This is a genomic window from Pseudomonas sp. R151218B TE3479 (genome assembly GCF_053629195.1).
The window spans coordinates 975,120-1,000,136 of record NZ_JBRJHV010000001.1 but is presented as its reverse complement, the minus strand read 5'-3'; the positions used below and the strand labels follow the sequence as shown (position 1 = coordinate 1,000,136).

Genomic DNA, 25,017 nt, shown 5'->3' with positions numbered 1-25,017 from the left:
GGGGACTCCTTGATTAATGAACCAGAGGAAGTGCGATATTTCTGACTGAACGGTAGTCCGACGGATTTAGAGATGGCTTTGCCATCCCAACGTCGCCCATATCGCAGGCCCTTAATCATGGACACGATTGAGGCTTTGCGCCTCCTCGTGATCAAACAACCATCAGGAAGCCGACCACACCGCCAGCTCATAGCTGGTCATGGGGAAGGGCTGCTACGCAGCCCGGCGGGAGCAAGCTCCCTCGCCACACGATTTGGTAGACCCGGCTTAGGCCTGCGCGCTGAATCGCTGCGCAGCACGCCGTTCAAGCATCGCGGCTTCCGTCTCTCGCGTCGCCCGTTCGCCTTTGTACGCCAGCTGGTTGAAAAACAGCCCGTCCGAAAATTCCTGGGGCGGCACCGAGCCGGCGCGCTTGAGCATCGGCGCCAGGTCGATGGTACTGGCGAAGTTTTCCTTGGTCAGGTTGTAGAGACCCAGATAGCTGCCGGACCATGGCGAGTCGGCGTCGACCATGTCGATGGAGGCGTCGCGGAACGCAACGGCTGCGGCTTTCAGATCGGTGGATTCGTTGAGCAGATTCGTCAGCCGCTGGGCGTCCGAGCTGCTGAGCTGGCCGGCCGAGTTGAGCACTTTCAGCTTGCCGTCGGCCTCGACGGTGAAGCCGTATTTCTTGCTGGCCAAATCCGGGTGGGTCGCTGACAACGTTGATTGGAATGTCTCGAAGGAGGTGGTCAGCGTGCTTTTCGCTCCCGCGGTGATCGCGGCATATCGCGGGAAATCTGGCGATTGGGGTCGACCGATCCAGGTGACGGTAAACACCGGTGTTCCCACCGTGGTTTGAGTATCCTCACTGGGGTGGTAGATGGCCGCTGGGCCAGCGCTTGCCAGTTCCTTTACGGAGCCCGTAGGAGGATGAGTGACCAATTTCTGATCGGAACGGGTGAGATGGGTGTTGGCGGGTGCAATAGAGGTAGCGCTAAGGGAGAGTTCCATTTCATCGGTCCATGATTGGCGGATACATCGGGTTATCGACAGCCGGGGGCCGAGCTTTAGGAGGGGAGATGGCGTGGGGTGAAGTCAGTTAGTGATGTGGCGGCTGTTAGGGCGCTATCGCGAGCAAGCTCGCTCCCACAGGAATTTATGATGGACCAATGTCTGTAAACAGCCCGGAAACATGGTGGGAGCGAGCTTGCTCGCGATAGCGGTGGGTCTGCTTGCATCGACGTTGGGTGTGCCGCCGTCATCGCGAGCAAGCTCGGCTCCCACATGGGTACTTGGGTGCTCACAGATCCCGCATCCACGACAAATCCCAAGCACCCCCGCTCATATGAAGCAACAGGTCTTCAGTACCACCGCGCCTCGCCCGGCGGGCGTTTCTTGAAGCGTTTCATGCTCCACATGTACTGGCTTGGGTAGGCCCGCACGTAGCGCTCCACCACTTGGCTCATGGCCGCGCAGGCGGTTTCGGTGTCGGTGCTGTACATCGCGTCCGGGGCGGCTTCGAGGATGACTTTGTAGCCGGAGCCGTCCGGCAGGCGCAGGGCGTGGAGGAAGACGCCAACCGCCTTGCCGCCGGCGAGCATGTTCGGCACGAACTTGCTGGTCAGGGCCTGGGTGGCGAAGAAAGGCACGAAGATCCCGGCGGATTCGGCCGGTTCCGGGTCGGCGGGGATGCCCACCTGGCCACCCTTGCGCACTTCCTTGATGACGCTGAGGATGCCTTCCTTCGTCGACGCCGCGACCTTGTTGCCCAACTGAACGCGTTGCTTTTGCAGTAATTCATCCACCGCCTTGAGCTTGGGTGGGCGGTAGAAAATGATCGGTTTGCACTGGCTGCAATAGAAGTGGTTGAGCACTTCCCAGTTGCCCAGGTGGCTGGTGATGCCCACCACGCCTTTACCGGAGGCCAGGGCTTCTTTGAGCACCTCCAGGCCTTCGACTTCACGCACCAGGTCGATGGAGCGCTGGGCCGGCCAGATCCAGGCGCAGGCGCTTTCGGTCAGGGATTTGCCGATGTCCTTGAGGCTCTGGCCCACCAGGCGTTCGCGCTCGACCGGGTCCATCTCGGGAAAACACTTGGCGAGGTTGATCCGCACCACGTCGCGGGAACGGTTGGGAAATTTCCACATGAGCCAGCCAATCGCCGAGCCCACTGCCTGCACCGCTCGCCAGGGCAGCAGCGCAAACAACCGCAGAGCGCCGACAAGCAAGGCGCCTTTCAACTTATCCACAGGTCACTCCTGAATGTATGGGCCGTGTTGCGAGCCGGCTATTCTAACCGCCGTTTACCAACTCGGCGTAGCGGTCGCAGTTTTGGGTGTGGTCCATGACCATGCCCGAGGCCTGCATCAAGGCGTAGCAAATGGTCGGCCCGACAAAAGTGAACCCGGCCTTTTTCAGGCCTTTGCTCATCGCCAGTGCCTCGGGCGTGATGGCCGGCACTTCGCTGCGGTCCTTGAAATGGTTGATGATGGGTTTGCCGCCCACGAACGACCAGAGGAACGCCACCGGGTCTTCCAGCGCCAGCCAGGCCTGGGCATTGCGACGGGCGGCCTTGAGCTTGAGGCGGTTGCGGATGATGCCCGGGTCGAGCATCAGCTCATCGATTTCCGCGTCGCTCATCTGCGCCACGCGCTGCACATCGAAGCCGTACAACACTTCCCGGTAGCGCTCGCGTTTGCGCAAAACGGTGATCCAGGACAGCCCCGCCTGGAACCCTTCGAGCAAAAGCAACTCGAACAAACCCTGCGCATCGCGCAGCGGCGTGCCCCACTCCTGATCGTGATAAGCCATGTACAACGGATCGTCAGAACACCAAAAGCAGCGTGGCATAAGGCTCCAGGGGGCGTGCGCACGAACGAATCGGGTATACTCCCGCTCTTTAAATCGCAGCCCAAGAAACAGGTGAATTTCGTGAGCCAGCCTACGCCAGCCGTGCGTACCTTCCAAGACTTGATCCTCGCCCTCCAGCAATACTGGGCCGAGCAAGGTTGCGTGGTACTTCAGCCCTACGATATGGAAGTAGGCGCCGGCACTTTCCACACTGCCACGTTTCTGCGTGCCATCGGCCCGGAAACCTGGAACGCCGCTTATGTGCAGCCCAGCCGCCGCCCGACTGACGGCCGCTACGGCGAAAACCCGAACCGCCTGCAGCACTACTACCAGTTCCAGGTGGTCCTGAAGCCGAACCCGGAAAACTTCCAGGAACTGTACCTGGGCTCCCTCAAGCACGTCGGCCTCGACCCACTGGTGCACGACATTCGTTTCGTCGAAGACAACTGGGAATCGCCGACCCTGGGTGCCTGGGGCCTGGGCTGGGAAGTCTGGCTCAACGGCATGGAAGTGACCCAGTTCACCTACTTCCAGCAAGCGGGCGGCATCGAGTGCTACCCGGTCACCGGCGAGATCACCTACGGCCTGGAACGCCTGGCCATGTACCTGCAGGGCGTGGATTCGGTCTACGACCTGGTATGGGCCGACGGCCCGTTCGGCAAAGTGACCTATGGCGACGTGTTCCACCAGAACGAAGTGGAGCAGTCGACCTACAACTTCGAACACGCCAACGTCGAGAAGCTGTTCGAGCTGTTCGATTTCTACGAGAGCGAAGCCAAGCGCCTGATCGAGCTCGATCAGCCGCTGCCGTTGCCAAGCTATGAAATGGTGTTGAAGGCGTCCCATACCTTCAACCTGCTGGACGCACGCCGGGCGATTTCCGTGACCGCGCGCCAGCAATACATCCTGCGTGTACGCACCCTGGCGCGTTCCGTTGCGCAAGCCTACCTGCTGGCCCGTGCCAAGCTGGGCTTCCCGATGGCGACCCCGGACCTGCGTGATGAAGTGTTGGCTAAGCTGGAGGCTGCACAATGAGTGCTCAAGATTTTCTGGTTGAACTGGGCACCGAAGAACTGCCACCCAAAGCCCTGAACACCCTGGCCGATGCGTTCCTGGCCGGTATCGACAAAGGCCTGCAAGCCGCTGGCCTGAGCTACGAAGCCAAGCAGGTGTACGCCGCGCCGCGCCGCCTGGCCGTGCTGATCACCGCCCTGGCGACCCAACAGCCGGACCGCAGCATCAACCTCGACGGCCCGCCACGCCAGGCCGCGTTCGATGCCGACGGCAACCCGACCCAGGCCGCCCTGGGCTTCGCCAAGAAGTGCGGCGTGGACCTGAGCGAAATCGACCAAAGCGGTCCGAAGCTGCGCTACAGCCAGAGCATCAAGGGCAAGCCGACCGCCAGCCTGTTGCCGACCATCGTCGAAGACTCCCTCAATGACTTGCCGATCCCCAAGCGCATGCGCTGGGCCGCGCGCAAGGAAGAATTCGTACGTCCAACCCAGTGGCTGGTGATGTTGCTCGGTGACCAGGTCATCGATTGCACGATCCTGGCCCAGAAGGCCGGTCGCGACTCCCGCGGTCACCGCTTCCATCATCCGCAGAGCGTGCGCATCACCTCGCCGGCCAACTACCTGGCCGACCTGCGTGCCGCCTACGTACTGGCCGACGCCAACGAGCGGCGCGAGCTGATCAGCAAGCGCACCGAAGAGCTGGCCAACCTGCAGGAAGGCACCGCCATCGTGCCGGCCAACCTGCTGGACGAAGTGACCGCGCTGGTGGAATGGCCAGTGCCGCTGGTGTGCTCGTTCGAGGAACGTTTCCTTGAAGTGCCGCAGGAAGCGCTGATTACCACCATGCAGGACAACCAGAAGTATTTCTGCCTGCTGGACGCCGAAGGCAAGTTGCTGCCGCGCTTCATCACGGTGGCCAACATCGAAAGCAGGGACCCGCAGCAGATCATCGCCGGTAACGAAAAAGTCGTTCGCCCGCGCCTGACCGATGCCGAGTTCTTCTTCAAGCAAGACAAGAAACAGCCCCTGGAAAGCTTCAACGAGCGCCTGCGCAACGTGGTGTTCCAGGAAAAACTCGGCAGCGTCTACGACAAGGCCGAGCGCGTTTCGAAACTGGCGGCGTTCATCGCCCCACGCATCGGCGGCGACGCCCAGCGCGCGGCCCGTGCCGGCATCCTGTCCAAGTGCGACCTGTCCACCGAAATGGTCGGTGAGTTCCCGGAGATGCAAGGCGTCGCCGGTTACTACTACGCCCTCAACGATGGCGAGCCGCAGGACGTGGCCCTGGCACTGAACGAGCAGTACATGCCTCGCGGTGCCGGCGCTGAACTGCCAACCACCCTGACCGGTGCGGCCGTGGCGATCGCCGACAAGCTCGACACCCTGGTCGGCATCTTCGGCATCGGCATGCTGCCCACCGGCAGCAAAGACCCGTATGCCTTGCGTCGTGCGGCCCTGGGCGTGTTGCGGATCCTGATCGACAAGCAGCTGGACCTGGACCTGAACGACGCGGTGGCGTTCGCCGTCAACGCGTTTGGCAACAAGGTCAAGGCTGCCGGCCTGGCCGATGCGGTGCTGGAATTCATCTTCGACCGCCTGCGTGCGCGTTATGAAGACGAAGGCGTCGACGTCGCCACCTACCTGTCGGTGCGAGCCCTGAAACCGGGTTCGGCCCTGGACTTCGACCAGCGCGTACAAGCGGTGCAAGCCTTCCGCAAATTACCGGAAGCCGCCGCGCTGGCCGCGGTGAACAAGCGGGTATCGAACCTGCTGGGCAAGGCCGAAGGCAACATCGCGGCCACCGTCGAAGCCAAGTACTTCGACAACGCCAACGAGTTTTCCCTGTACTCGGCGATCCAGCAGGCGGACCAGGCGGTCCAGCCAATGGCGGCGGCGCGTCAGTACAGCGAAACCCTGGCGCGCCTGGCGGCACTGCGCGAACCGGTGGACGCGTTTTTCGAGGCGGTGATGGTCAACGCCGAAGATGCCAAAGTACGGGCCAACCGCTACGCGCTGCTGGCGCGTCTGCGTGGGCTTTTCCTCGGCGTCGCCGATATTTCGTTGCTGGGGTAACGCTTGAAACTGCTGATTCTCGATCGGGACGGGGTGATCAATCACGACTCCGACGCTTACATCAAATCGGTGGAGGAGTGGTTGCCGCTGCCCGGTTCGATCGAAGCCATCGCGCAGTTGAGCAAGGCCGGCTGGACGGTGGCGGTCGCCACCAACCAGTCGGGCATTGCCCGCGGTTATTATGACCTCACCGTCCTGGACGCCATGCATGAGCGCCTGCGCGCCCTGGTGGCGGAGCAGGGCGGGGAAGTCGGCTTGATCGTCTATTGCCCCCATGGGCCGGATGACGGCTGCGATTGCCGCAAGCCCAAGCCGGGCATGTTGAAAACCATTGCCGCGCATTACGATGTGGCCTTGGCAGGTGTGTGGTTCGTCGGTGACAGTCTCGGTGACCTGGAGGCGGCCAAGGCCGTCGATTGTCAGCCAGTTTTGGTAAAGACCGGGAAAGGCGAGAAGACTCTGGGCAAGACCCTGCCGGTGGGCACCTTGATTTTTGACGACCTGGCGGCGATTGCCGCTGAACTTATCCACAATTAGAGCTCCCAAGACATCCTGATCAAGGACTGTTCGGGAAGCGCTTGAACAGGCGGGCATTGCCCGCAACGGTAAACGCCGCTATGTCGATATTGCAGGCCATCAGAAGCTTTCTCTTTTACCTGCTGCTGGGCACCAGTTCCTTGTTGTGGTGTTCCCTGAGTTTTTTTATCGCGCCCTTTCTGCCGTTCAGGGCGCGCTACCGCTTCATCAACGTGTACTGGTGCCGCTGCGCACTGTGGCTGAGCAAAGTGTTCCTGGGCATCCGCTATGAAGTGAAAGGCGCCGAGAACGTGCCGGACCGCCCCTGCGTGATCCAGTCCAACCACCAGAGCACCTGGGAGACGTTCTTTCTCTCGGCCTATTTCGAGCCGTTGAGCCAGGTCCTCAAGCGTGAGCTGCTGTTCGTACCGTTCTTTGGCTGGGCCATGGCCATGCTGCGCCCGATTGCCATCGATCGCGACAATCCCAAAGTGGCGCTCAAGCAAGTGGCGAAAAAGGGCGACGAACTGCTCAAGGACAACACCTGGGTGCTGATCTTCCCCGAGGGCACTCGTGTTCCTTACGGGACGATTGGCAAATTTTCCCGCAGCGGTTCCGCATTGGCGGTGAACGCTAACCTGCCGGTGCTGCCGATTGCACACAATGCCGGCAAATTCTGGCCCAAGGCAGGTTGGATCAGGACACCAGGCGTCATCACCGTGGTGATCGGCGCACCGATGTATGCCGAAGGCACTGGGCCCCGCGCCATCGCCGAACTCAATGACCGCGTACAAGCCTGGAACGAACAGGCACAACGGGAAATGGGCTCGCTTCCTCCAGGCCCTGTCACGAAAGTCCCCACGGAACAAGCCGCTGTTTGAGATCTGTGGATAACCTGTGTACCGTTTTTTCGAAGTCCGTTGCTTTTATGTTGTAACTATATGTTTTTAATGCATATTTCCTAAACACATAAAAGCCACGGTCAGGTGCATAAGTTTTTATAGCGGCAAAAAATCGTAGCCTTCGGGGGAATTGATATGTCCTGCAGGAGCTGCCGAAGGCCGCGATCTTTCAATCTTCCAACAACGGGAAGCGCAGGCTGAACGTCGTGCCTTTACCCACCACGCTACGACACTCGATTTTCCCCTCGTGATGGTCAACCACGGCCTTGACCATCGACAATCCCAGGCCAATTCCATCGACCCCGTGAGCCGAGGAAAACCGTCGGTACTGACTGAACAGGTCCGGCAGTTCTTCGGCGCTGATGCCCTTGCCTTGGTCGGCGACATTGCATATCAACCAGCCCGACACACAATGCACCTGCAGGGAAATGCAGGCGTCGGACGGGCTGTACTTGATGGCATTTTCCAGCAGATTGAACAGGGCACGGGTCAACAACGATTGATCCGCCCTCACCATCGCGTCTTCATCCTCTATTTCGTGAACCAACTGGATACGCTTTGCCTGGGCGATGGGCAGCGCCTGATCGAGCACGTCCAACACCAGCATGGCGAACAGCGTCGGCTGGAATTGATAGGCCTCGGATTCGGCCTTGGCCAATTGTACGAAGCCCTCGGTCAGGTCCAGGGCGCGCCGTACCTGGCGTTCGATCTGGTCGAACAGCGGATGATCGCCACCCGCCTGATGCCGCTGCACATCGAGCAGCGCAAGGATTGCCGAGTGAGGGGCGCGCAAGTCATGGGAGAGGAACCGCAGCATGACGCTGCGCTGTTCTTCCGCCTCACGTTCTGCGCTCAGGTCCGTGAGGCTCAGCAACCAGCCAATCGGCGCATCGCCCTCCACCGGCAACAATGCAGCCCGTTCCAGGCGCAGGCTGCGCTCGCGAATATCGCGAAACTCCACCAAGGGCAATGTGGATAAGCGATGATGCGCCTCGTGTTCCAGCCCCGGATAACCCAATTGCCCAAGGTGCTCCAGCACATCGCCGCCCGCCAAGCCATGGCCGAATAGCTCGCGGGCCTTTCGATTACCCAGCAGCAGCTTGCCTTGGGGATCGCTGATCATGGTTGCCACCGGCAAGTATTCCAGGCCGTCGGCAATGAAGCGCCGGGTGTCGCGGGTTCGGCTCATGGCTTGTTCCAGGGCCATGATCTGGCCCTGTAAACGGTCGCTGCCGGTGTAAGAGGCGCGGCGACGTTCCGGGAAGACCTTGGGCTCGGCGTCCAGGCGTGCCAGTTCCCAACCGAAATAGGCCAACACCACGCTCAGCCGTCGCCAGTTCCAGATCAGGTAGCCGAACATGATCCCCAGCACACTCGCCATGGGCGACCACCACCAACCCCGTGCGCCCAGCATGGCGCTGATCAACAGGGCCAGGCTCATGCCACCCACCGTTGTCCACAGGGCCAGGCGCGGGCGCAACAGCAGCAAGCCCAATACACAACCCACCAGGCCCACCGACAACAATGCGGCGCCTGAATGGCCTGTGGATTGGCTGCTCAATGACAGCAAGGCCGTCAGCGGCAACAGCAGCAGACTTATCCACAACCATTCCCGCACCAACTGTCGAAACAACCGCTGAACCTGGGTGGGCTCACGACTTTCACGGCGACGCTGGTTACTCATAGGCCTCCTGGCCGAACTCAAGGACTGTGGATATCTTCACTGGCCTGCCTAAGTCGACAGGCTTGAAAGCCCACGACTATAACGGACTCGATGGGTGGCGCGCTGCTGCCTTTCCCTCTGTGTCGCGAGCCGGTATTGTCGCAGCCAGCGACAGGTCAATGAATCCGCCACTGGCTGCCTTTCATTGCCACCTGAAGATGTCCGTTACTCTCGAGATCAAGGAATCGCATTCCATGCGTGTCGCCATACTGGACGATGAACCGGCCGAGTTGCGCCGGGTTGAACAGACGCTGCAACAAATCCCCGGCAGAGGCGAGCAAGCCTGGACCTTGCACAGTTTTGAACGAGGGGAAGACTTGTTGCGACAACTGCGGCGGGAAACCTTCGACTTGTTGATCCTCGACTGGCAACTGCCCGACATCAGCGGGCTTTCGTTGCTGCGCTGGACCCGCGAGCACATGGATTCGCCACCGGCCGCCATCATGCTGACCAGTCGCGATGGCGAGCACGACATCGTCCAGGCCCTCAACGCCGGCGCCGACGACTATGTGAGCAAACCCTTCAGGCCCAACGAGCTCAAGGCCCGGGTCACAGCCGTGCTGCGTCGCCACAACCTGCAACGCGCGCCCGCCAGTGACGTGCTGGTGTTCAACGACCTGGCGTTCGACGACGCCGAGCTGACCATCACCCGTGCCGGCATTCCCATCAGTTTGACCGAACGGGAGTACCGCCTGGCCCGATGCCTGTTCGCCAACTTGGGCCGGCCACTGTCCCGAGAATATTTCTACGAACGTTTCTGGACCCACGAGGAAATGACCTCGTCCCGCCCGCTCGACACCCACATCTATCGTCTGCGCAACAAGCTCGGGCTGACGGCGGATCGGGGTTGGCAGTTGCTGACGATCTACGGGTATGGGTATCGGTTGGAGAGTGTGGTGGCGGGGAGTGAGGCGTCTGTCGCGAGTTAGATATTGGAGACATCCGTGGCGAGGGGATTTATCCCCGCTGGGCTGCGTAGCAGCCCCTCAACCAAGCACCTCGGTGTGCCTGGAAGATTGAATTCACTGCTTTAGGGCTGCTGCGCAGCCCAACGGGGATAAATCCCCTCGCCACAGAATGGATATCACCCGATCGTCGGTACCAAGCGTCCTGCTTTTGCGATCCGACGACGCTGTATCAGCACGCCGGATATCACCACCAGGACACTCAGCAGCCCGGTCGCGAGGATCTCCACGCGATGGGCTTCCTGGAACAGCATGATGGTCAAGGCCCCAACGATGAAGATAATCACCGCGTAGGTCAGGCCGGGAAACAGCCACATGCTGAAAGCGATTTTTTCCCCGCGAGCCATGCGTTGTTTGCGCATACGCAATTGCGAAACCGCAATGACCAGGTACACCAGCAACGCAATGGCGCCAGAGCTGGCCAGCAGAAATTCGAAGACCGCCGCCGGCGCCACGTAGTTGGCGAACACCGCCAAAAAGGCCGCGCCGGTCGACAACATCACCGCCCAGTGAGGCGTGCCGCTCTTGTTGGTGCGCTGGGAAACGGCCGGCGCATCACCGCGCTTGCCCAACGAGAACATCATGCGCGAAGCCGTGTACAACGCCGAGTTCAGGCAGCTGGTGACCGCCACCAAGACCACGATGTCGACGATCAGCTTGGCGTTGGGGATGCCCATGCGCTCCAGCACCGTCTGGTAGGAGCCGACACTGGCCAGGAGCGGGTCGTTCCATGGCACCAGGGCCACGACGATGAAAATGGAGACGAGGTAGAACAAGCCAATCCGCCAGATCACCGAGTTGGTTGCCTTGGAAATCTGCTGGCCAGGGTTCTTCGATTCAGCCGCCGCGATGGTCACGATCTCGGTGCCCATGAACGAAAACATGGTGGTCAGAATCGCCCCCAATACCGCGCCCATGCCATTGGGCAGGAAGCCTTGGGTGTCGAACAGGTGCGAAACACCGCTGACCTGGCTGGTTGGCAGAACACCGAATATCGCCATCAGCCCCAGCCCGATGAAGCCGATGATTGCCACCACCTTGACCAGGGCGAACCAGAATTCGAACTCGCCGTAATTCTTCACACTGAACAGGTTGGTGACCGTCAGCAGCAGGGTGATGACCAACGTGAAGACCCAGATCGCCACGTTCGGGAACCAGGCGTGCAGGATCGTTGCAGCAGCGTTGGCCTCCAGCGGAATCACCAGGACCCAGAACCACCAGTAGAGCCAGCCGATGGTGAAGCCCGCCCAATGACCAATCGCCCGGTCCGCATACGTCGAGAAGGAACCCGTGTCCGGCGATGCCACGGCCATTTCGCCCAGCATCCGCATCACCAGCACCACCAAGGCACCCGCGGCAGCGTAGGCCAACAACACGGCCGGACCGGCCGCTGCGATCGCATGGCCGGAGCCGACGAACAGACCGGCGCCAATCACACCGGCTATGGAAAGCATCGTCACATGACGGGGCTTGAGCCCTTGCGCCAGATTATCGGAAGTTTGCGTACCGCTCATTGAGACTACCCTTGGCATTTGGATTTATTCGTACCACTTGGACCCATCGCTTTCTGTAAATTTAAAAAAACGATGTGTAAGTTATTAAACACGCAAGTTTTGCGCCAGGAAATCCCAGGCCCCCGGTATCCGGGGCCTTCATCCAATTCCTAACCCATTGACAATGAAGGCTTTCTGCCAGGGTGTTACCCAGCTACCCCATTCATGACCGGTGGGTCTTAAGAAGGAGTGGGTATTTCAAGCGTAAAAAAAAGCCAACGCATGTGCGTTGGCTTTTTGTTGGAGCGAGGGTATTGCGCGAGGATCAGAAATCCAGATTGGACACTGCCAACGCATTGCTCTCGATGAAGTCACGACGAGGCTCGACCGCATCACCCATCAGGGTGTTGAAGATCTGGTCCGCGCCAATGGCGTCTTCGATGGTGACTTTCAGCATCCGGCGCGAGCTTGGGTCCATGGTGGTTTCCCACAGCTGATCCGGGTTCATTTCACCCAGACCTTTGTATCGCTGGATGGTGTGGCGCTTGGTGCTTTCGGCCATCAGCCATTCAAGGGCTTCCTTGAACTCGGTCACGGCTTTCTTACGCTCACCCCGTTGGATGTAAGCACCTTCGTCCAGCAGCGTGCTCAGTTGCGCGCCAAGGGATACGACGGTCTTGTAGTCGTTGCTGCCGAAGAAGTCGCGGTTGAAGGTGACGTAGTTCGACAGGCCGTGGGAGATCAGTTCGACCTCCGGCAGCCAGACGTTACGCTCACGGTCTTCGCGCAGGCTGGCTTTGTAGACCAGGCCGGATTTTTCGACGGTGCGCAGGCGTACTTCGTATTGGGCCAGCCAATCCTGCATCGCTGCGTGATCGGACAGTTGCTCCAGGCTCACGGCAGGCAGGTAGATGAAGTGCTCGGTCAGTTCCTGTGGGTACAGGCGCGACAGGCGCTTGAGGGTTTTCATCACCAGGCGGAAGTCGTTGACCAGGCGCTCGAGAGCTTCACCGGAAATACCCGGGGCATCTTCGTTCAGGTGCAGGCTTGCGTCTTCCAGGGCCGACTGCGTCATGTACTCTTCCATGGCATCGTCGTCTTTGATGTATTGCTCTTGCTTGCCTTTCTTGACCTTGTACAGCGGCGGCTGGGCGATGTAGATGTAGCCGCGCTCGATCAACTCCGGCAACTGACGGAAGAAGAACGTCAGCAGCAGGGTACGGATGTGCGAACCGTCGACGTCAGCATCAGTCATGATGATGATGTTGTGATAGCGCAACTTGTCGATGTTGTACTCTTCGCGGCCAATGCCGCAGCCCAGCGCGGTGATCAAGGTGCCGACTTCCTGAGAGGAAATCATCTTGTCGAAGCGCGCCTTCTCGACGTTGAGGATCTTGCCCTTGAGCGGCAGGATGGCCTGGGTGCGACGGTTGCGACCCTGCTTGGCGGAACCGCCAGCAGAGTCACCTTCCACCAGGTACAGCTCGGACAGGGCAGGGTCCTTTTCCTGGCAGTCGGCCAGTTTGCCCGGCAGGCCCGCGATGTCCAGCGCGCCTTTGCGGCGGGTCATCTCACGGGCCTTGCGCGCGGCTTCACGGGCACGGGCGGCGTCGATCATCTTGCCGACCACCAGCTTGGCTTCGTTCGGGTTCTCCAGCAGGAAGTCGGAGAAGTACTTGCCCATTTCCTGTTCAACGGCGGTCTTCACTTCGGAAGACACCAGCTTGTCCTTGGTCTGGGAGCTGAACTTCGGATCCGGCACCTTCACCGAAATGATCGCTGTCAGGCCTTCGCGGGCATCGTCACCAGTGGTGGCGACTTTATGCTTCTTCGCCAAGCCTTCCTGTTCGATGTAGTTGTTCAGGTTACGGGTCAGCGCCGAACGGAAGCCCACCAGGTGGGTACCGCCGTCGCGCTGCGGAATGTTGTTGGTGAAGCACAATAGGTTCTCGTTGAAGCTGTCGTTCCACTGCAGGGCGATTTCCACACCGATGCCGTCTTCACGCTGGATGTTGAAGTGGAACACCTGATTGACCGGGGTCTTGTTGGTGTTCAGGTACTCAACGAATGCACGCAGGCCACCTTCATACTTGAACAGCTCTTCCTTGCCGCTGCGCTCGTCCTTGAGGACGATGCCGACACCGGAGTTGAGGAAGGACAGTTCGCGAATCCGCTTGGCCAGGATGTCCCAGCTGAAGTGGATGTTCTTGAAGGTTTCGCTCGACGCCTTGAAGTGAATCTGGGTGCCGGTGGACTCGCTGTCGCCAACGATCGCCATCGGTGCCTGAGGCACGCCATGGACGTAGGTCTGCTCCCAGATCTTGCCACTGCGGCGCACCGTGAGAACAAGCTGTTCGGACAGCGCGTTCACCACCGATACACCTACGCCGTGCAGACCGCCGGAGACCTTGTAGGAGTTATCGTCGAACTTACCGCCAGCGTGGAGGACGGTCATGATGACCTCGGCGGCGGAAACGCCTTCCTCTTTGTGCACGTCTACCGGGATGCCACGGCCGTTGTCGCGAACGGTGATGGACTCATCCGGGTGGATGATGATGCTAATGTCGTCGCAATGGCCGGCGAGGGCTTCGTCGATGGAGTTGTCGACCACCTCGAACACCATGTGGTGCAGACCGCTGCCATCGTCGGTGTCACCAATGTACATACCGGGACGTTTGCGTACGGCATCCAGGCCTTTCAGCACTTTAATGCTCGTTGAGTCGTACGTATTTTCTTCGCTCAATGCCTTCACTCCCGATGGTCGTGGGTCTGGGTGATACGGCCCTGTTCCACGTGGAACAGGGCGACTGGCGTTTCCGTCTGCCAGCCTTCCCTCAATAATTCGTGGTCTACACAGGTGATGAACACCTGGCAGCGTAAGTCTTCCAGCAAGCGGCACAACGCGCGGCGGTGGGCTTCGTCCAGCTCGGACGGCAAGTCATCCACCAGATAAATACACTGACCGCGCCGGGCCTGACTGACCAGATGCCCTTGGGCGATACGCAAGGCACACACCACTAACTTCTGCTGACCCCGGGACAAGATGTCCGCGGCGTTATGTGCACCCAATCTGAGGCGCAAGTCAGCGCGTTGTGGTCCAGCCTGGGTATGGCCCATCTGCTGGTCCCGTTGCAGCGAGCCAGCCAGCACGGTGCTCAGTTCCCGGTCCTTGTCCCAGCCTCTGTAATAGCTGAGCGTCAGGCCCTCAAGCTCAACCAGTTCGCTCAAGGTCTGCTCGAAGACCGGTTTCAAGGCTTTGATGTAAGCGCGGCGGTATTCATCGATTTCAGCGCTGGCCTGGCACAGTTCCCTGTCCCAAACCGCTTGCGAAACGGCGTCAAGTGTACCATGTCGCAGCCAAGAGTTTCGCTGGCGCAGCGCCTTCTGCAGGCGTTGCCAAGTCGTCATGAAACGCGGTTCCACGTGGAACACGCCCCAGTCCAGGAATTGCCGGCGAATCTTCGGTGCACCCTCCAGCAGGCGGAAGCTGTCCGGGTTGATCAACTGCAACGGCAGGATCTCGGCCAGCTGCGCAGCGCTGCGGGCGTTCTGCCCATCGATGCGGATCTGGAATTCCCCTTGCCGGTCCCGCGAGATCCCCAGGGCGCTATGGCCACCTTCCGCCAGTTCCACCTGCCCGAACACCGTGCACGCCAGTTGGTCGTACTGGATGACCGGTAACAGACGGGTGCTGCGGAACGAACGGGCAAGCCCCAGCAGGTGCACGGCTTCCAGCACGCTGGTTTTGCCGCTGCCGTTGGCGCCGTAAAGGATATTGATGCGGGGGGAGGGGGAGAAGGTCACCGGGTGCAGATTGCGCACCGCGGTGACCGAGACGCGACTTAAGGACATCTAGCTTCTGCTGGGCATGATTACAGACGCATCGGCATGACAACGTAAGCCGAATCGTCGTTATCGGACTCTTGCACCAGCGCACTGCTGTTGGAGTCAGACAGGATCAGACGCACTTGCTCGGTGGTCATCACGCCCAGCACGTCGAGCAGGTAGCTGACGTTGAAGCCGATTTCCAGGGAGCCGCCGTTGTACTCAACGCCTACTTCTTCTTCCGCTTCTTCCTGCTCCGGGTTGTTCGCCTGGATCTTCAACTGCCCGTTGGCCAGTTGCAGACGAATGCCGCGGTACTTCTCGTTGGACAGGATCGCGGTACGGCTGAAGGCTTCGCGCAGGGCCTGGCGATCGCCCAGGACCAGCTTGTCACCGCCTTTTGGCAGCACGCGCTCGTAGTCTGGGAACTTGCCGTCGACCAGCTTCGACGTGAAGGTGAACTCACCGGTGGTGGCGCGGATGTGGTGTTGGCCCAACACGATGCTGACATTGCCGTCGGGCTCGGTCAGCAGGCGGGCCAGCTCCAGGATGCCTTTACGCGGCACGATCACCTGATGGCGATCCGGCTGACCGATATCGGCCTGCATCGAGCACATCGCCAGGCGGTGACCGTCGGTGGCGACCGCACGGATAACGCCGGCCGACACTTCCAGGAGCATGCCGTTGAGGTAATAACGCACGTCCTGCTGGGCCATGGCGAAACTGGTGCGTTCGATCAGGCGACGCAATTTGCTCTGGTCCAGGCTGCAGGTCAGCGAACCCGGGCCTTCTTCAACGGTCGGGAAATCGTTGGCGGGCAGTGTGGACAAGGTGAAGCGGCTGCGACCGGCCTTGACCACGAGCTTCTGCTCATCGACCTTGATGTCGATCAGCGCGTCGTTGGGCAGGCTCTTGCAGATGTCCATCAGCTTGCGCGCCGGCACGGTGATGGAACCCGGATCGGCCGGTTCCTCAAGTTGCACACGACCGACCAGCTCGACTTCCAGGTCGGTACCGGTCAGCGACAATTGCTGGCCTTCGACAACCAGCAGCACGTTGGAAAGTACCGGCAAGGTCTGGCGGCGTTCGACGACGCCTGCGACCAGTTGCAGGGGTTTCAACAGGGCTTCGCGTTGAATGGTGAAATGCATGGTCTAGTCCCTTGCCTTAATAAGCTGCGCTGGTGGTCATCAAGTGGTCAGTGTACGCAGCAGGTTCTTGTAGTCCTCGCGGATGTCCGCGTCGGATTCCTTAAGTTCGTTGATCTTGCGGCACGCGTGCAGCACGGTGGTGTGGTCGCGCCCGCCAAACACATCGCCGATTTCCGGCAGGCTGTGGTTGGTCAGCTCCTTGGACAGGGCCATGGCCACCTGACGCGGACGTGCCACCGAACGCGAACGGCGTTTGGACAGCAGGTCGGAGATCTTGATTTTGTAGTATTCAGCAACCGTTCGCTGAATGTTATCCACAGAAACCAATTTGTCTTGGAGCGCCAGCAGGTCCTTCAAGGATTCGCGGATCAATTCGATGGTGATATCGCGGCCCATGAAGTGCGAATGAGCGATCACCCGCTTGAGGGCACCTTCGAGCTCACGCACGTTCGAGCGGATACGCTGAGCGATGAAGAACGCCGCGTCATGAGGCAGTTCGACCTTGGCCTGGTCGGCCTTCTTCATCAGGATCGCGACCCGGGTCTCCAGCTCCGGCGGCTCGACGGCCACCGTCAGACCCCAGCCGAAACGCGACTTGAGGCGTTCCTCGAGGCCTTCGATCTCTTTCGGGTAGCGGTCACTGGTGAGAATGACCTGCTGCCCGCCTTCAAGCAATGCGTTGAAGGTGTGGAAAAATTCTTCCTGGGAGCGTTCCTTGCGGGCGAAGAACTGAATGTCGTCGATCAGCAAGGCGTCCACCGAACGGTAGAAGCGCTTGAACTCGTTGATGGCGTTCAGTTGCAGCGCCTTGACCATGTCGGCCACGAAACGCTCGGAATGCAGGTACACGACCTTGGCATTCGGGTTCTTCTTTAATAGATGGTTGCCCACCGCGTGCATCAAGTGGGTCTTACCCAAGCCGACACCGCCATAAAGGAAGAGCGGGTTGTAACCGTGCTTGGGGTTGTCCGCGACCTGCCAGGCTGCCGCGCGGGCCAGCTGGTTGGATTTGCCTTCGACGAAATTCTCGAAGGTAAAGGTCCGGTTCAGGTAGCTGGTGTGCTTGAGCGCGCCTTCGACCTGGACGGTGCGCTGTTCGGCCCGCACCGGAGCCTGCTGGGAGCTGGCACCGGCCATGGGGTCGAAGCTGTCCCGGGAAGGCTCTTCGCTGACTTCGGCGACTTTTTGCGTGTTGCGTTTGCTCGGGGTAGGCGCGGGTGCCGGGGCGGCATGGTTGTTCACAGGGGCAGGGGCAGCCTGCTGGGCCTGTGACGCTGCGGCGGCCAGCGGTGCATTGGGCGCGGCACGGGGTGCCGAACTGCGTTTGCTGCCTATTAATAAGGACAACGCAGGCGCCATGCCATTGCCATGCTCGTCGAGCAGTTCCATGACCCGGCCCAGGTACTTTTCGTTGACCCAGTCGAGAACGAAACGGTTCGGTGCATAGACACGCAACTCGTCGCCTTCGGCTTCGACCTGTAGTGGACGGATCCAAGTGTTGAATTGTTGGGCAGGCAGCTCATCGCGCAAAAGCTCCACGCACTGCTGCCAAAGTTCCACTGACACGGATATCCCCTAAGTTGAAAGCCGGTGAGGCAAAAACAAGCGGCCATTGTAGCGAGCAGACGTGCACTTATCCACACGCAGGTTGCTCATTGCCCATGATTTATCAAGGCGTTAACCGAGAGAAAGGCGACCGACGGTCGGTGGATAAGCTCTGTGGATAACCGCCCCTGAGGTCGTTGCACAAGTGGGGTCGAAACTCGGTGGATAACCGCCCTGTGGATAACCTGCCATTCCACCCACAGCTTATCCGACAGCGCAGCACAGGCTGGCCACTGCTTTCCCCTGTAGTTGTCATTCTCTGTACATAGCGAATTACAAGGCCTTGGCATGGTTATCCACAGATAGGTGGCGGCCTTGCTTTTATAAGCTTTACAGAAAAGCTTTAAATAATTCCCTTCTTTATTTCTATATCTAGCGCAGTGTGATGAATCCGCCGAACGCGGCTGGATATCTATTTAAAGGAAACGCTGGTTGGAAATTGACCTAGAGGCTTGCTTTCTCTAGAATCCCCGGTCTCTTAAAACGGGGGCCATTCCGGCCCGTTGTGGACGAACCAGGTAACACGACATGAAACGTACTTTCCAACCAAGCACTATCAAACGCGCTCGTACCCACGGTTTCCGTGCTCGCATGGCTACCAAGAACGGTCGTGCCGTCCTGTCGCGTCGTCGCGCCAAAGGTCGTGCGCGTCTGGCAGTTTGATAATCCGGCACTGGAGGTGAGTCAGGACTTCAGTCGGGAAAAGCGTCTGCTTACACCCCGGCATTTCAAGGCAGTCTTTGACTCCCCTACCGGCAAGGTTCCGGGGAAAAATCTCCTGCTCCTTGCGCGCAGTAACGATCTCGATCACCCCCGACTAGGGCTGGTTATCGGGAAAAAGAGCGTCAAGCTCTCCGTTCAGCGCAATCGCCTCAAACGTCTGATGCGCGAATCGTTTCGCCTGAACCAGGATTCACTGGTTGGATGGGACATCGTTATCGTCGCGCGCAAAGGTTTGGGTGACGTAGAAAACCCCGAATTGATTCAGCATTTCGGCAAGCTCTGGAAACGTCTGGCACGCAACAAGCCAGTACCAGCGGTCAACACCGAAACTGTAGGGGTAGACAGTCCCGATGCGTAAACTGGCACTCGTTCCGATCCAGTTTTATCGCTATGCCATTAGTCCTTTGATGGCCAGTCACTGTCGTTTCTACCCCAGTTGTTCCTGCTACGCGTACGAAGCCATAGAAAATCATGGCCTCCTGCGCGGTGGCTGGCTGACCTTTCGTCGTTTAGGTCGCTGTCATCCGTGGAATCCCGGCGGTTATGACCCGGTTCCGCCTATCCCTACCTCCCGTTCTTCTTCGATGGCCGAGTAATCATGGATATCAAACGCACGATCCTGATCGTCGCCCTGGCAATCGTGTCCTACGTCATGGTCCTTAAATGGAACCAGGACTATGGCCAGGCTGCCCTGCCGACTCAGAATGTTGCAGCCAGCAATACCGCACCGAGCCTGCCGGATGCTCCCGTTGGCAACAACGCTGCCAGCAATGACGACATCCCACGCGCGGCAAGCGATACCAGCGCTCCTGCCGAAGCCCCTGTGGCCGCGAGCAAAGATCTCATCCAGATCAAGACGGACGTGCTCGAGCTGGCAATCGATCCACAAGGTGGTGACGTCGCCCAGCTGAAGCTGCCGCTGTACCCGCGTCGCCAGGATCATCCGGAAATCCCGTTCCAGTTGTTCGACAACGGTAACGAGCGCACCTACCTGGCTCAAAGTGGCCTGATTGGTAGCAACGGCCCGGATTCGAGCCCGGCCGGTCGCCCGGTCTACTCTGCCGAGAAGAAGACTTATCAACTGGCTGACGGTCAGAACCAACTGGTCGTGGACCTGAAGTTCAGCAAGGACGGCGTCAACTACATCAAGCGTTTCACCCTGAAACGTGGCCTGTATGACGTCACCGTCTCTTACCTGATCGACAACCAGAGCGCCCAGCCTTGGTCCGGTGCGATGTTCGCGCAACTCAAGCGTGACGCCAGCGACGATCCGTCTTCCAGCACGGCCACCGGCACCGCGACTTACCTGGGCGCCGCCCTGTGGACAAGTTCGGAGCCGTACAAGAAAGTGTCCATGAAGGACATGGACAAGGGCCAGATCAAGGAAACCGTCCAAGGTGGTTGGGTTGCCTGGCTGCAGCATTATTTTGTAACAGCATGGATCCCGCAGAAGGGCGACAGCAACGTTGTCCAGACGCGTAAAGACAGCAAGGGCAATTTCATCATCGGCTACACCGGCCCGACATTGACTGCCGCGCCAGGTGCGAAAGCCGAAACCAGCGCCATTCTGTATGCCGGTCCAAAAAGCCAGGCGGTGCTGAAAGAATTGTCCCCAGGCCTGGAACTGACCGTGGACTACGGTTTCCTGTGGTTCATTGCCCAGCCGATCTTCTGGCTGCTGCAACATATCCACAGCATCGTCGGTAACTGGGGCTGGTCGATCATTTTCCTGACCATGCTGATCAAGGGGATCTTCTTCCCATTGTCGGCCGCCAGCTACAAATCCATGGCACGCATGCGTGCAGTGGCGCCGAAACTGGCCGCCCTGAAAGAACAGCATGGCGATGACCGGCAGAAAATGTCCCAGGCCATGATGGAGCTGTACAAGAAAGAGAAGATCAACCCGCTGGGTGGGTGCTTGCCGATTCTTGTGCAGATGCCTGTGTTCCTCGCGCTCTACTGGGTTCTGCTGGAAAGCGTGGAGATGCGTCAGGCACCGTTCATGCTGTGGATTACCGACCTGTCGATCAAGGATCCGTTCTTCATCCTGCCGATCATCATGGGCGCGACCATGTTCATCCAGCAGCAACTGAACCCAACGCCTCCGGATCCGATGCAGGCGAAGGTCATGAAAATGATGCCAATCATCTTCACCTTCTTCTTCCTGTGGTTCCCGGCGGGTCTTGTGCTGTACTGGGTTGTGAACAACGTGTTGTCCATCACTCAGCAGTGGTACATCACGCGTAAGATCGAAGCGGCGACGAAAAAAGCCGAGGCGTAACTTGCTCTGTGGATAACCACACAAAACGCCCCCTAGTGGGGCGTTTTGCTATCTGCCACTTTTGTCTGGATACCGGTTTATGAGCGCACCGCGTGAAACCATCGCCGCCGTTGCCACCGCCCAAGGTCGCGGCGGTGTCGGCATCGTCCGTATTTCGGGGCCCTTGGCCAGTGCTGCGGCCAAGGCAATCAGCGGTCGTGAACTCAAGCCGCGGTTCGCGCATTACGGCCCGTTTTTCAGTGATGACCAGCAGGTGCTCGACGAAGGGCTGGCCTTGTATTTCCCGGGGCCAAATTCGTTCACCGGCGAAGATGTGCTGGAACTGCAAGGCCACGGTGGTCCGATCGTGTTGGACATGCTGCTCAAGCGCTGCCTTGAACTGGGCTGCCGCCTGGCCCGGCCGGGGGAATTCAGCGAACGCGCATTCCTCAACGACAAGCTCGACCTGGCCCAGGCCGAGGCGATTGCCGATTTGATCGAAGCCAGCTCTGCCCAGGCCGCCCGCAACGCATTGCGTTCCTTGCAAGGAGCGTTTTCCCAGCGTGTGCATAACCTCACCGAACAATTGATTGGGCTGCGGATTTACGTCGAGGCGGCGATCGACTTCCCGGAAGAGGAAATCGATTTCCTTGCCGATGGCCACGTGCTGAGCATGCTCGATAAAGTGCGCGGTGAGTTATCCACAGTACTGCGCGAAGCCGGACAGGGTGCCTTGCTGCGCGATGGAATGACCGTGGTGATCGCTGGACGACCGAATGCCGGCAAATCCAGCCTGTTGAATGCCCTGGCCGGCCGCGAGGCGGCGATCGTCACTGAGATCGCCGGCACCACCCGGGACATCCTCCGCGAACATATCCACATCGACGGCATGCCGCTGCACGTGGTGGATACGGCCGGTTTGCGCGACACCGAGGACCAGGTGGAAAAAATCGGCGTCGAACGCGCACTCAAGGCCATCGGTGAAGCCGACCGAATATTGCTGGTGGTGGATGCCACCGCACCGGAAGCAGACGATCCCTTTGCCTTATGGCCTGAGTTCCTCGAGGTTCGCCCGGATCCCGCGAAAGTCACCCTGATTCGCAACAAGGCCGACCTGACTGGGGAATCGATTGCCCTGGAAGTCAGCGCTGACGGCCACGTGACCATCAGCCTGAGCGCGAAGTCGGCGGGTGAAGGCCTGGAGCTGCTACGCGAGCACCTCAAGGCCTGCATGGGCTACGAACAGACCTCGGAAAGTAGCTTCAGCGCTCGCCGGCGGCACCTTGAAGCGTTGCGCCATGCCAGTGCCGCCCTGGAACACGGTCGCGCGCAGCTGACCTTGGCGGGGGCTGGTGAGTTGTTGGCCGAAGACCTGCGCCAGGCGCAACAGTCCCTTGGGGAAATTACCGGCGCCTTCAGCTCCGATGACTTGCTGGGGCGGATCTTTTCCAGCTTTTGCATCGGTAAATAGCCCCTTCTTTTCAACCGGGTTTGTCCTCGACAATTTGACGAGCGCAACGCAAACCCGGTTCCTCCTCTCTTTTTTTGAACCGATTGCCCCTGAAGGCGGCTTGCCTGTGGACGCTGCTACGACCCCTTGGCGGCTGTTTCTGTGGATTAAGCCCTGTGAATAACTGCCATTGAGGTCGGTTGATAAGCGGCCTTCAAAACTGAAGATAACCGCCTCTGTGGATAACAACCTCTTTCATCCACAGGCTTACACCGGTTATCCAAGCCCCTCAATGCCACATGACCACAGGGTTTTGAATCTCTGTACACAGCGTAAATAAAGGCATACAGAACGTTATCCACAGATAGGTGGGGCAGTAAGAATAAACATAAAAACAAAGATTTTATAAATTTCTTTCTTTTTTATTTTTTTAACCGCGAGTTCTCCACAGCTGGTTAAATTTTGTGCAAAGGGTTCTTTAGAAAGGGCGAAGTCCCTATACTTGCCGACCTGGCTCGAAAAACGCCCAGGGCCAGACTCAAAACCTATTTCCGAATTACCTGAATAAAGCAGGCACGAGGTGCGTGGTGGATTTCCCTTCCCGTTTTGAAGTGATCGTCATCGGCGGCGGTCATGCCGGTACCGAGGCAGCACTTGCATCAGCGCGCATGGGGGCAAAAACCCTGTTGCTGACGCATAACGTGGAAACCCTCGGCGCCATGAGTTGCAACCCTGCCATTGGTGGCATTGGCAAAAGCCACCTGGTCAAGGAGATCGATGCCCTTGGGGGCGCGATGGCCATGGCCACCGATAAGGGTGGTATCCAGTTTCGCGTATTGAACAGCCGCAAAGGCCCAGCCGTGCGTGCCACTCGCGCCCAGGCCGACCGCATCCTGTACAAGGCCGCTGTCCGCGAAATCCTGGAAAACCAGCCGAACCTGTGGATATTTCAGCAAGCAGCGGATGACCTGATTGTCGAGCAGGACCAGGTACGTGGTGTCGTGACGCAGATGGGCCTGCGTTTCTTCGCCGATTCCGTGGTGTTGACCACCGGGACCTTCCTCGGTGGACTTATCCACATAGGCTTGCAGAACTTTTCCGGCGGTCGCGCTGGTGATCCGCCGTCGATTGCTCTGGCTCACCGTTTGCGTGAGCTGCCATTGCGTGTCGGGCGCTTGAAAACCGGTACGCCACCGCGTATCGACGGGCGTTCTGTGGATTTCTCGGTGATGACCGAGCAGCCTGGCGATACGCCGATCCCGGTGATGTCATTCATGGGCAACAAGGAACAGCATCCACGGCAAGTCAGTTGCTGGATCACCCACACCAATGCCCGTACCCATGAAATCATTGCGGCGAACCTCGATCGTTCGCCGATGTATTCCGCTGCCGGTGAAATCGAAGGCATCGGCCCGCGTTATTGCCCGTCGATCGAAGACAAGATCCATCGCTTTGCCGACAAGGAAAGCCACCAGGTCTTCATCGAGCCGGAAGGCCTGACCACACATGAGCTGTACCCGAACGGAATTTCCACCTCCCTGCCGTTCGATGTGCAACTGCAGATCGTGCAATCGATTCGCGGCATGGAAAACGCCCATATCGTTCGCCCCGGCTACGCCATCGAATACGACTATTTCGATCCGCGTGACCTGAAGTACAGCCTGGAAACCAAAGTCATTGGCGGCCTGTTCTTCGCCGGGCAGATCAACGGCACCACCGGTTACGAAGAGGCCGGCGCCCAAGGGTTGTTGGCCGGTGCCAACGCGGCACTGCGGGCCCAGGGCAAAGACAGCTGGTGCCCGCGCCGCGATGAGGCCTACATCGGTGTGCTGGTGGACGACCTGATTACCCTGGGTACCCAGGAACCGTATCGGATGTTCACGTCCCGCGCCGAATATCGCCTGATCCTGCGTGAAGACAACGCCGACCTGCGCCTGACCGAAAAAGGTCGCGAGTTGGGTCTGGTGGATGACGTGCGGTGGGCCGCTTTCTGTACGAAACGCGAGCGTATCGAGCTGGAAGAGCAACGCCTGAAAAGCACCTGGGTTCGTCCCGGTACCGAGCAGGGCGATGCCATCGCGGCGAAATTCGGTACGCCGCTGACCCACGAATACAACCTGCTCAACCTCTTGAGCCGTCCGGAAATCGATTACGCGGGGCTGGTGGAAGTAACCGGCCAGGGCGCGGAAGATCCTCAGGTGGCCGAGCAGGTCGAGATCAAGACCAAGTACGCCGGTTACATTGACCGCCAGCAGGATGAAATCGCCCGCCTGCGCGCCAGCGAAGACACCAAGCTGCCTGTGGATATCGATTACACCGGCATTTCCGGGTTGTCGAAAGAAATCCAGAGCAAGCTCGGTGCGACCCGTCCGGAGACCCTGGGCCAGGCCTCGCGCATTCCCGGCGTCACGCCGGCGGCGATTTCCCTGTTGATGATTCATTTGAAAAAACGCGGCGCGGGCCGCCAGTTGGAGCAAAGCGCTTGA

20 protein-coding genes are annotated in these 25,017 nt (G+C 59.4%); 11 read left to right on the top strand and 9 right to left on the bottom strand.

Annotation, left to right across the window (positions count from 1 at the left end; all coding sequences use genetic code 11):
* Nucleotides 1–267: 267 nt before the first annotated feature.
* The 3 genes from AB7M32_RS04545 to AB7M32_RS04535 all read right to left on the bottom strand — a co-directional run bounded on the left by AB7M32_RS04545 (nt 268) and on the right by AB7M32_RS04535 (nt 2,832).
* Nucleotides 268–993 carry a hypothetical protein gene (locus tag AB7M32_RS04545; RefSeq protein WP_454249202.1) on the bottom strand — a complete coding sequence of 242 codons (726 nt, stop codon included), beginning with the start codon at nt 991–993 and terminating at the stop codon, nt 268–270.
* Nucleotides 994–1,343: 350 nt separating this feature from the next.
* The gene (locus AB7M32_RS04540; RefSeq protein WP_072407683.1) at nt 1,344–2,231 is read right to left on the bottom strand and encodes a lysophospholipid acyltransferase; all 888 of its coding nucleotides are present in this window, start codon (nt 2,229–2,231) and stop codon (nt 1,344–1,346) included.
* Between the two features lie 43 nt (nt 2,232–2,274).
* Nucleotides 2,275–2,832: a DNA-3-methyladenine glycosylase I gene (locus tag AB7M32_RS04535; RefSeq protein WP_072407681.1), complete on the bottom strand. Its 558-nt coding sequence runs from the start codon at nt 2,830–2,832 to the stop codon at nt 2,275–2,277.
* Between the two features lie 81 nt (nt 2,833–2,913).
* On the opposite strand from AB7M32_RS04535, the gene glyQ reads away from it, so the two are divergent.
* The 4 genes from glyQ to AB7M32_RS04515 all read left to right on the top strand — a co-directional run bounded on the left by glyQ (nt 2,914) and on the right by AB7M32_RS04515 (nt 7,315).
* A complete protein-coding gene (gene glyQ, locus AB7M32_RS04530; protein WP_003177094.1) occupies nt 2,914–3,867 on the top strand; it encodes a glycine--tRNA ligase subunit alpha in 954 nt (317 codons plus the stop codon).
* A complete protein-coding gene (gene glyS, locus AB7M32_RS04525; RefSeq protein ID WP_454249201.1) occupies nt 3,864–5,918 on the top strand; it encodes a glycine--tRNA ligase subunit beta in 2,055 nt (684 codons plus the stop codon). Before glyQ ends, glyS begins: the two co-directional genes overlap by 4 nt.
* Nucleotides 5,919–5,921: 3 nt before the next feature.
* A complete protein-coding gene (gene gmhB / locus AB7M32_RS04520; RefSeq protein ID WP_060739901.1) occupies nt 5,922–6,455 on the top strand; it encodes a D-glycero-beta-D-manno-heptose 1,7-bisphosphate 7-phosphatase in 534 nt (177 codons plus the stop codon).
* An 80-nt stretch (nt 6,456–6,535) separates the two neighbouring features.
* The gene (locus AB7M32_RS04515; RefSeq protein ID WP_454249200.1) at nt 6,536–7,315 is read left to right on the top strand and encodes a lysophospholipid acyltransferase family protein; all 780 of its coding nucleotides are present in this window, start codon (nt 6,536–6,538) and stop codon (nt 7,313–7,315) included.
* 190 nt (nt 7,316–7,505) lie between these two features.
* Here AB7M32_RS04515 and AB7M32_RS04510 read toward each other — a convergent pair whose 3' ends face one another.
* Nucleotides 7,506–9,020 (bottom strand): ATP-binding protein, encoded by a 1,515-nt coding sequence (locus AB7M32_RS04510; protein WP_454249199.1) that lies wholly within the window; start codon nt 9,018–9,020, stop codon nt 7,506–7,508.
* Between the two features lie 233 nt (nt 9,021–9,253).
* Between AB7M32_RS04510 and AB7M32_RS04505 the strand changes: the two genes are divergently transcribed.
* Nucleotides 9,254–9,988: a response regulator transcription factor gene (locus tag AB7M32_RS04505; RefSeq protein ID WP_103310551.1), complete on the top strand. Its 735-nt coding sequence runs from the start codon at nt 9,254–9,256 to the stop codon at nt 9,986–9,988.
* A gap of 155 nt (nt 9,989–10,143) precedes the next feature.
* Here the strand turns inward: AB7M32_RS04505 and gabP are convergent, their stop codons facing one another.
* The 5 genes from gabP to dnaA form a co-directional block, all read right to left on the bottom strand.
* Nucleotides 10,144–11,538, bottom strand: a complete 1,395-nt coding sequence (gabP, locus tag AB7M32_RS04500; RefSeq protein ID WP_454249198.1) for a GABA permease — start codon at nt 11,536–11,538, stop codon at nt 10,144–10,146.
* Between the two features lie 304 nt (nt 11,539–11,842).
* Nucleotides 11,843–14,260 (bottom strand): DNA topoisomerase (ATP-hydrolyzing) subunit B, encoded by a 2,418-nt coding sequence (gene gyrB, locus AB7M32_RS04495; protein WP_072407669.1) that lies wholly within the window; start codon nt 14,258–14,260, stop codon nt 11,843–11,845.
* A 5-nt stretch (nt 14,261–14,265) separates the two neighbouring features.
* The gene (gene recF / locus AB7M32_RS04490) at nt 14,266–15,369 is read right to left on the bottom strand and encodes a DNA replication/repair protein RecF (RefSeq protein WP_003196148.1); all 1,104 of its coding nucleotides are present in this window, start codon (nt 15,367–15,369) and stop codon (nt 14,266–14,268) included.
* 20 nt (nt 15,370–15,389) lie between these two features.
* Entirely contained in the window at nt 15,390–16,493 is a 1,104-nt protein-coding gene (gene dnaN, locus AB7M32_RS04485) for a DNA polymerase III subunit beta (RefSeq protein ID WP_003196145.1), read from the bottom strand.
* 39 nt (nt 16,494–16,532) lie between these two features.
* Nucleotides 16,533–18,059: a chromosomal replication initiator protein DnaA gene (gene dnaA / locus AB7M32_RS04480; RefSeq protein WP_454249197.1), complete on the bottom strand. Its 1,527-nt coding sequence runs from the start codon at nt 18,057–18,059 to the stop codon at nt 16,533–16,535.
* 567 nt (nt 18,060–18,626) lie between these two features.
* Between dnaA and rpmH the strand changes: the two genes are divergently transcribed.
* From rpmH to mnmG, 6 genes are all read left to right on the top strand, one after another.
* Nucleotides 18,627–18,761 (top strand): 50S ribosomal protein L34, encoded by a 135-nt coding sequence (rpmH, locus tag AB7M32_RS04475; protein ID WP_003213577.1) that lies wholly within the window; start codon nt 18,627–18,629, stop codon nt 18,759–18,761.
* Nucleotides 18,762–18,777: 16 nt separating this feature from the next.
* Nucleotides 18,778–19,179, top strand: a complete 402-nt coding sequence (rnpA, locus tag AB7M32_RS04470) for a ribonuclease P protein component (RefSeq protein ID WP_003207107.1) — start codon at nt 18,778–18,780, stop codon at nt 19,177–19,179.
* Nucleotides 19,172–19,417: a membrane protein insertion efficiency factor YidD gene (gene yidD, locus AB7M32_RS04465; RefSeq protein ID WP_010465488.1), complete on the top strand. Its 246-nt coding sequence runs from the start codon at nt 19,172–19,174 to the stop codon at nt 19,415–19,417. Before rnpA ends, yidD begins: the two co-directional genes overlap by 8 nt.
* 2 nt (nt 19,418–19,419) lie before the next feature.
* Nucleotides 19,420–21,102, top strand: a complete 1,683-nt coding sequence (gene yidC, locus AB7M32_RS04460) for a membrane protein insertase YidC (RefSeq protein WP_454249196.1) — start codon at nt 19,420–19,422, stop codon at nt 21,100–21,102.
* Between the two features lie 79 nt (nt 21,103–21,181).
* Complete coding sequence (gene mnmE / locus AB7M32_RS04455; protein ID WP_454249195.1) at nt 21,182–22,552, top strand: tRNA uridine-5-carboxymethylaminomethyl(34) synthesis GTPase MnmE; 1,371 nt, start codon at nt 21,182–21,184, stop codon at nt 22,550–22,552.
* Between the two features lie 566 nt (nt 22,553–23,118).
* On the top strand, nt 23,119–25,017 hold the full coding sequence (gene mnmG, locus AB7M32_RS04450) for a tRNA uridine-5-carboxymethylaminomethyl(34) synthesis enzyme MnmG (RefSeq protein ID WP_060739910.1): 1,899 nt from the start codon (nt 23,119–23,121) through the stop codon (nt 25,015–25,017).

Excerpts from the sequence above, each read along its gene's own strand:
- gabP (WP_454249198.1), bottom strand. The coding sequence starts at position 11,538 with ATGAGCGGTACGCAAACTTCCGATAATCTGGCGCAAGGGCTCAAGCCC.
- AB7M32_RS04515 (WP_454249200.1), top strand. The coding sequence starts at position 6,536 with ATGTCGATATTGCAGGCCATCAGAAGCTTTCTCTTTTACCTGCTGCTG.
- mnmE (WP_454249195.1), top strand. The coding sequence starts at position 21,182 with ATGAGCGCACCGCGTGAAACCATCGCCGCCGTTGCCACCGCCCAAGGT.
- glyS (WP_454249201.1), top strand. The coding sequence starts at position 3,864 with ATGAGTGCTCAAGATTTTCTGGTTGAACTGGGCACCGAAGAACTGCCA.
- recF (WP_003196148.1), bottom strand. The coding sequence starts at position 15,369 with ATGTCCTTAAGTCGCGTCTCGGTCACCGCGGTGCGCAATCTGCACCCG.
- AB7M32_RS04510 (WP_454249199.1), bottom strand. The coding sequence starts at position 9,020 with ATGAGTAACCAGCGTCGCCGTGAAAGTCGTGAGCCCACCCAGGTTCAG.
- AB7M32_RS04545 (WP_454249202.1), bottom strand. The coding sequence starts at position 993 with ATGGAACTCTCCCTTAGCGCTACCTCTATTGCACCCGCCAACACCCAT.
- rpmH (WP_003213577.1), top strand. The coding sequence starts at position 18,627 with ATGAAACGTACTTTCCAACCAAGCACTATCAAACGCGCTCGTACCCAC.
- dnaN (WP_003196145.1), bottom strand. The coding sequence starts at position 16,493 with ATGCATTTCACCATTCAACGCGAAGCCCTGTTGAAACCCCTGCAACTG.
- yidD (WP_010465488.1), top strand. The coding sequence starts at position 19,172 with ATGCGTAAACTGGCACTCGTTCCGATCCAGTTTTATCGCTATGCCATT.
- AB7M32_RS04535 (WP_072407681.1), bottom strand. The coding sequence starts at position 2,832 with ATGCCACGCTGCTTTTGGTGTTCTGACGATCCGTTGTACATGGCTTAT.
- yidC (WP_454249196.1), top strand. The coding sequence starts at position 19,420 with ATGGATATCAAACGCACGATCCTGATCGTCGCCCTGGCAATCGTGTCC.
- AB7M32_RS04505 (WP_103310551.1), top strand. The coding sequence starts at position 9,254 with ATGCGTGTCGCCATACTGGACGATGAACCGGCCGAGTTGCGCCGGGTT.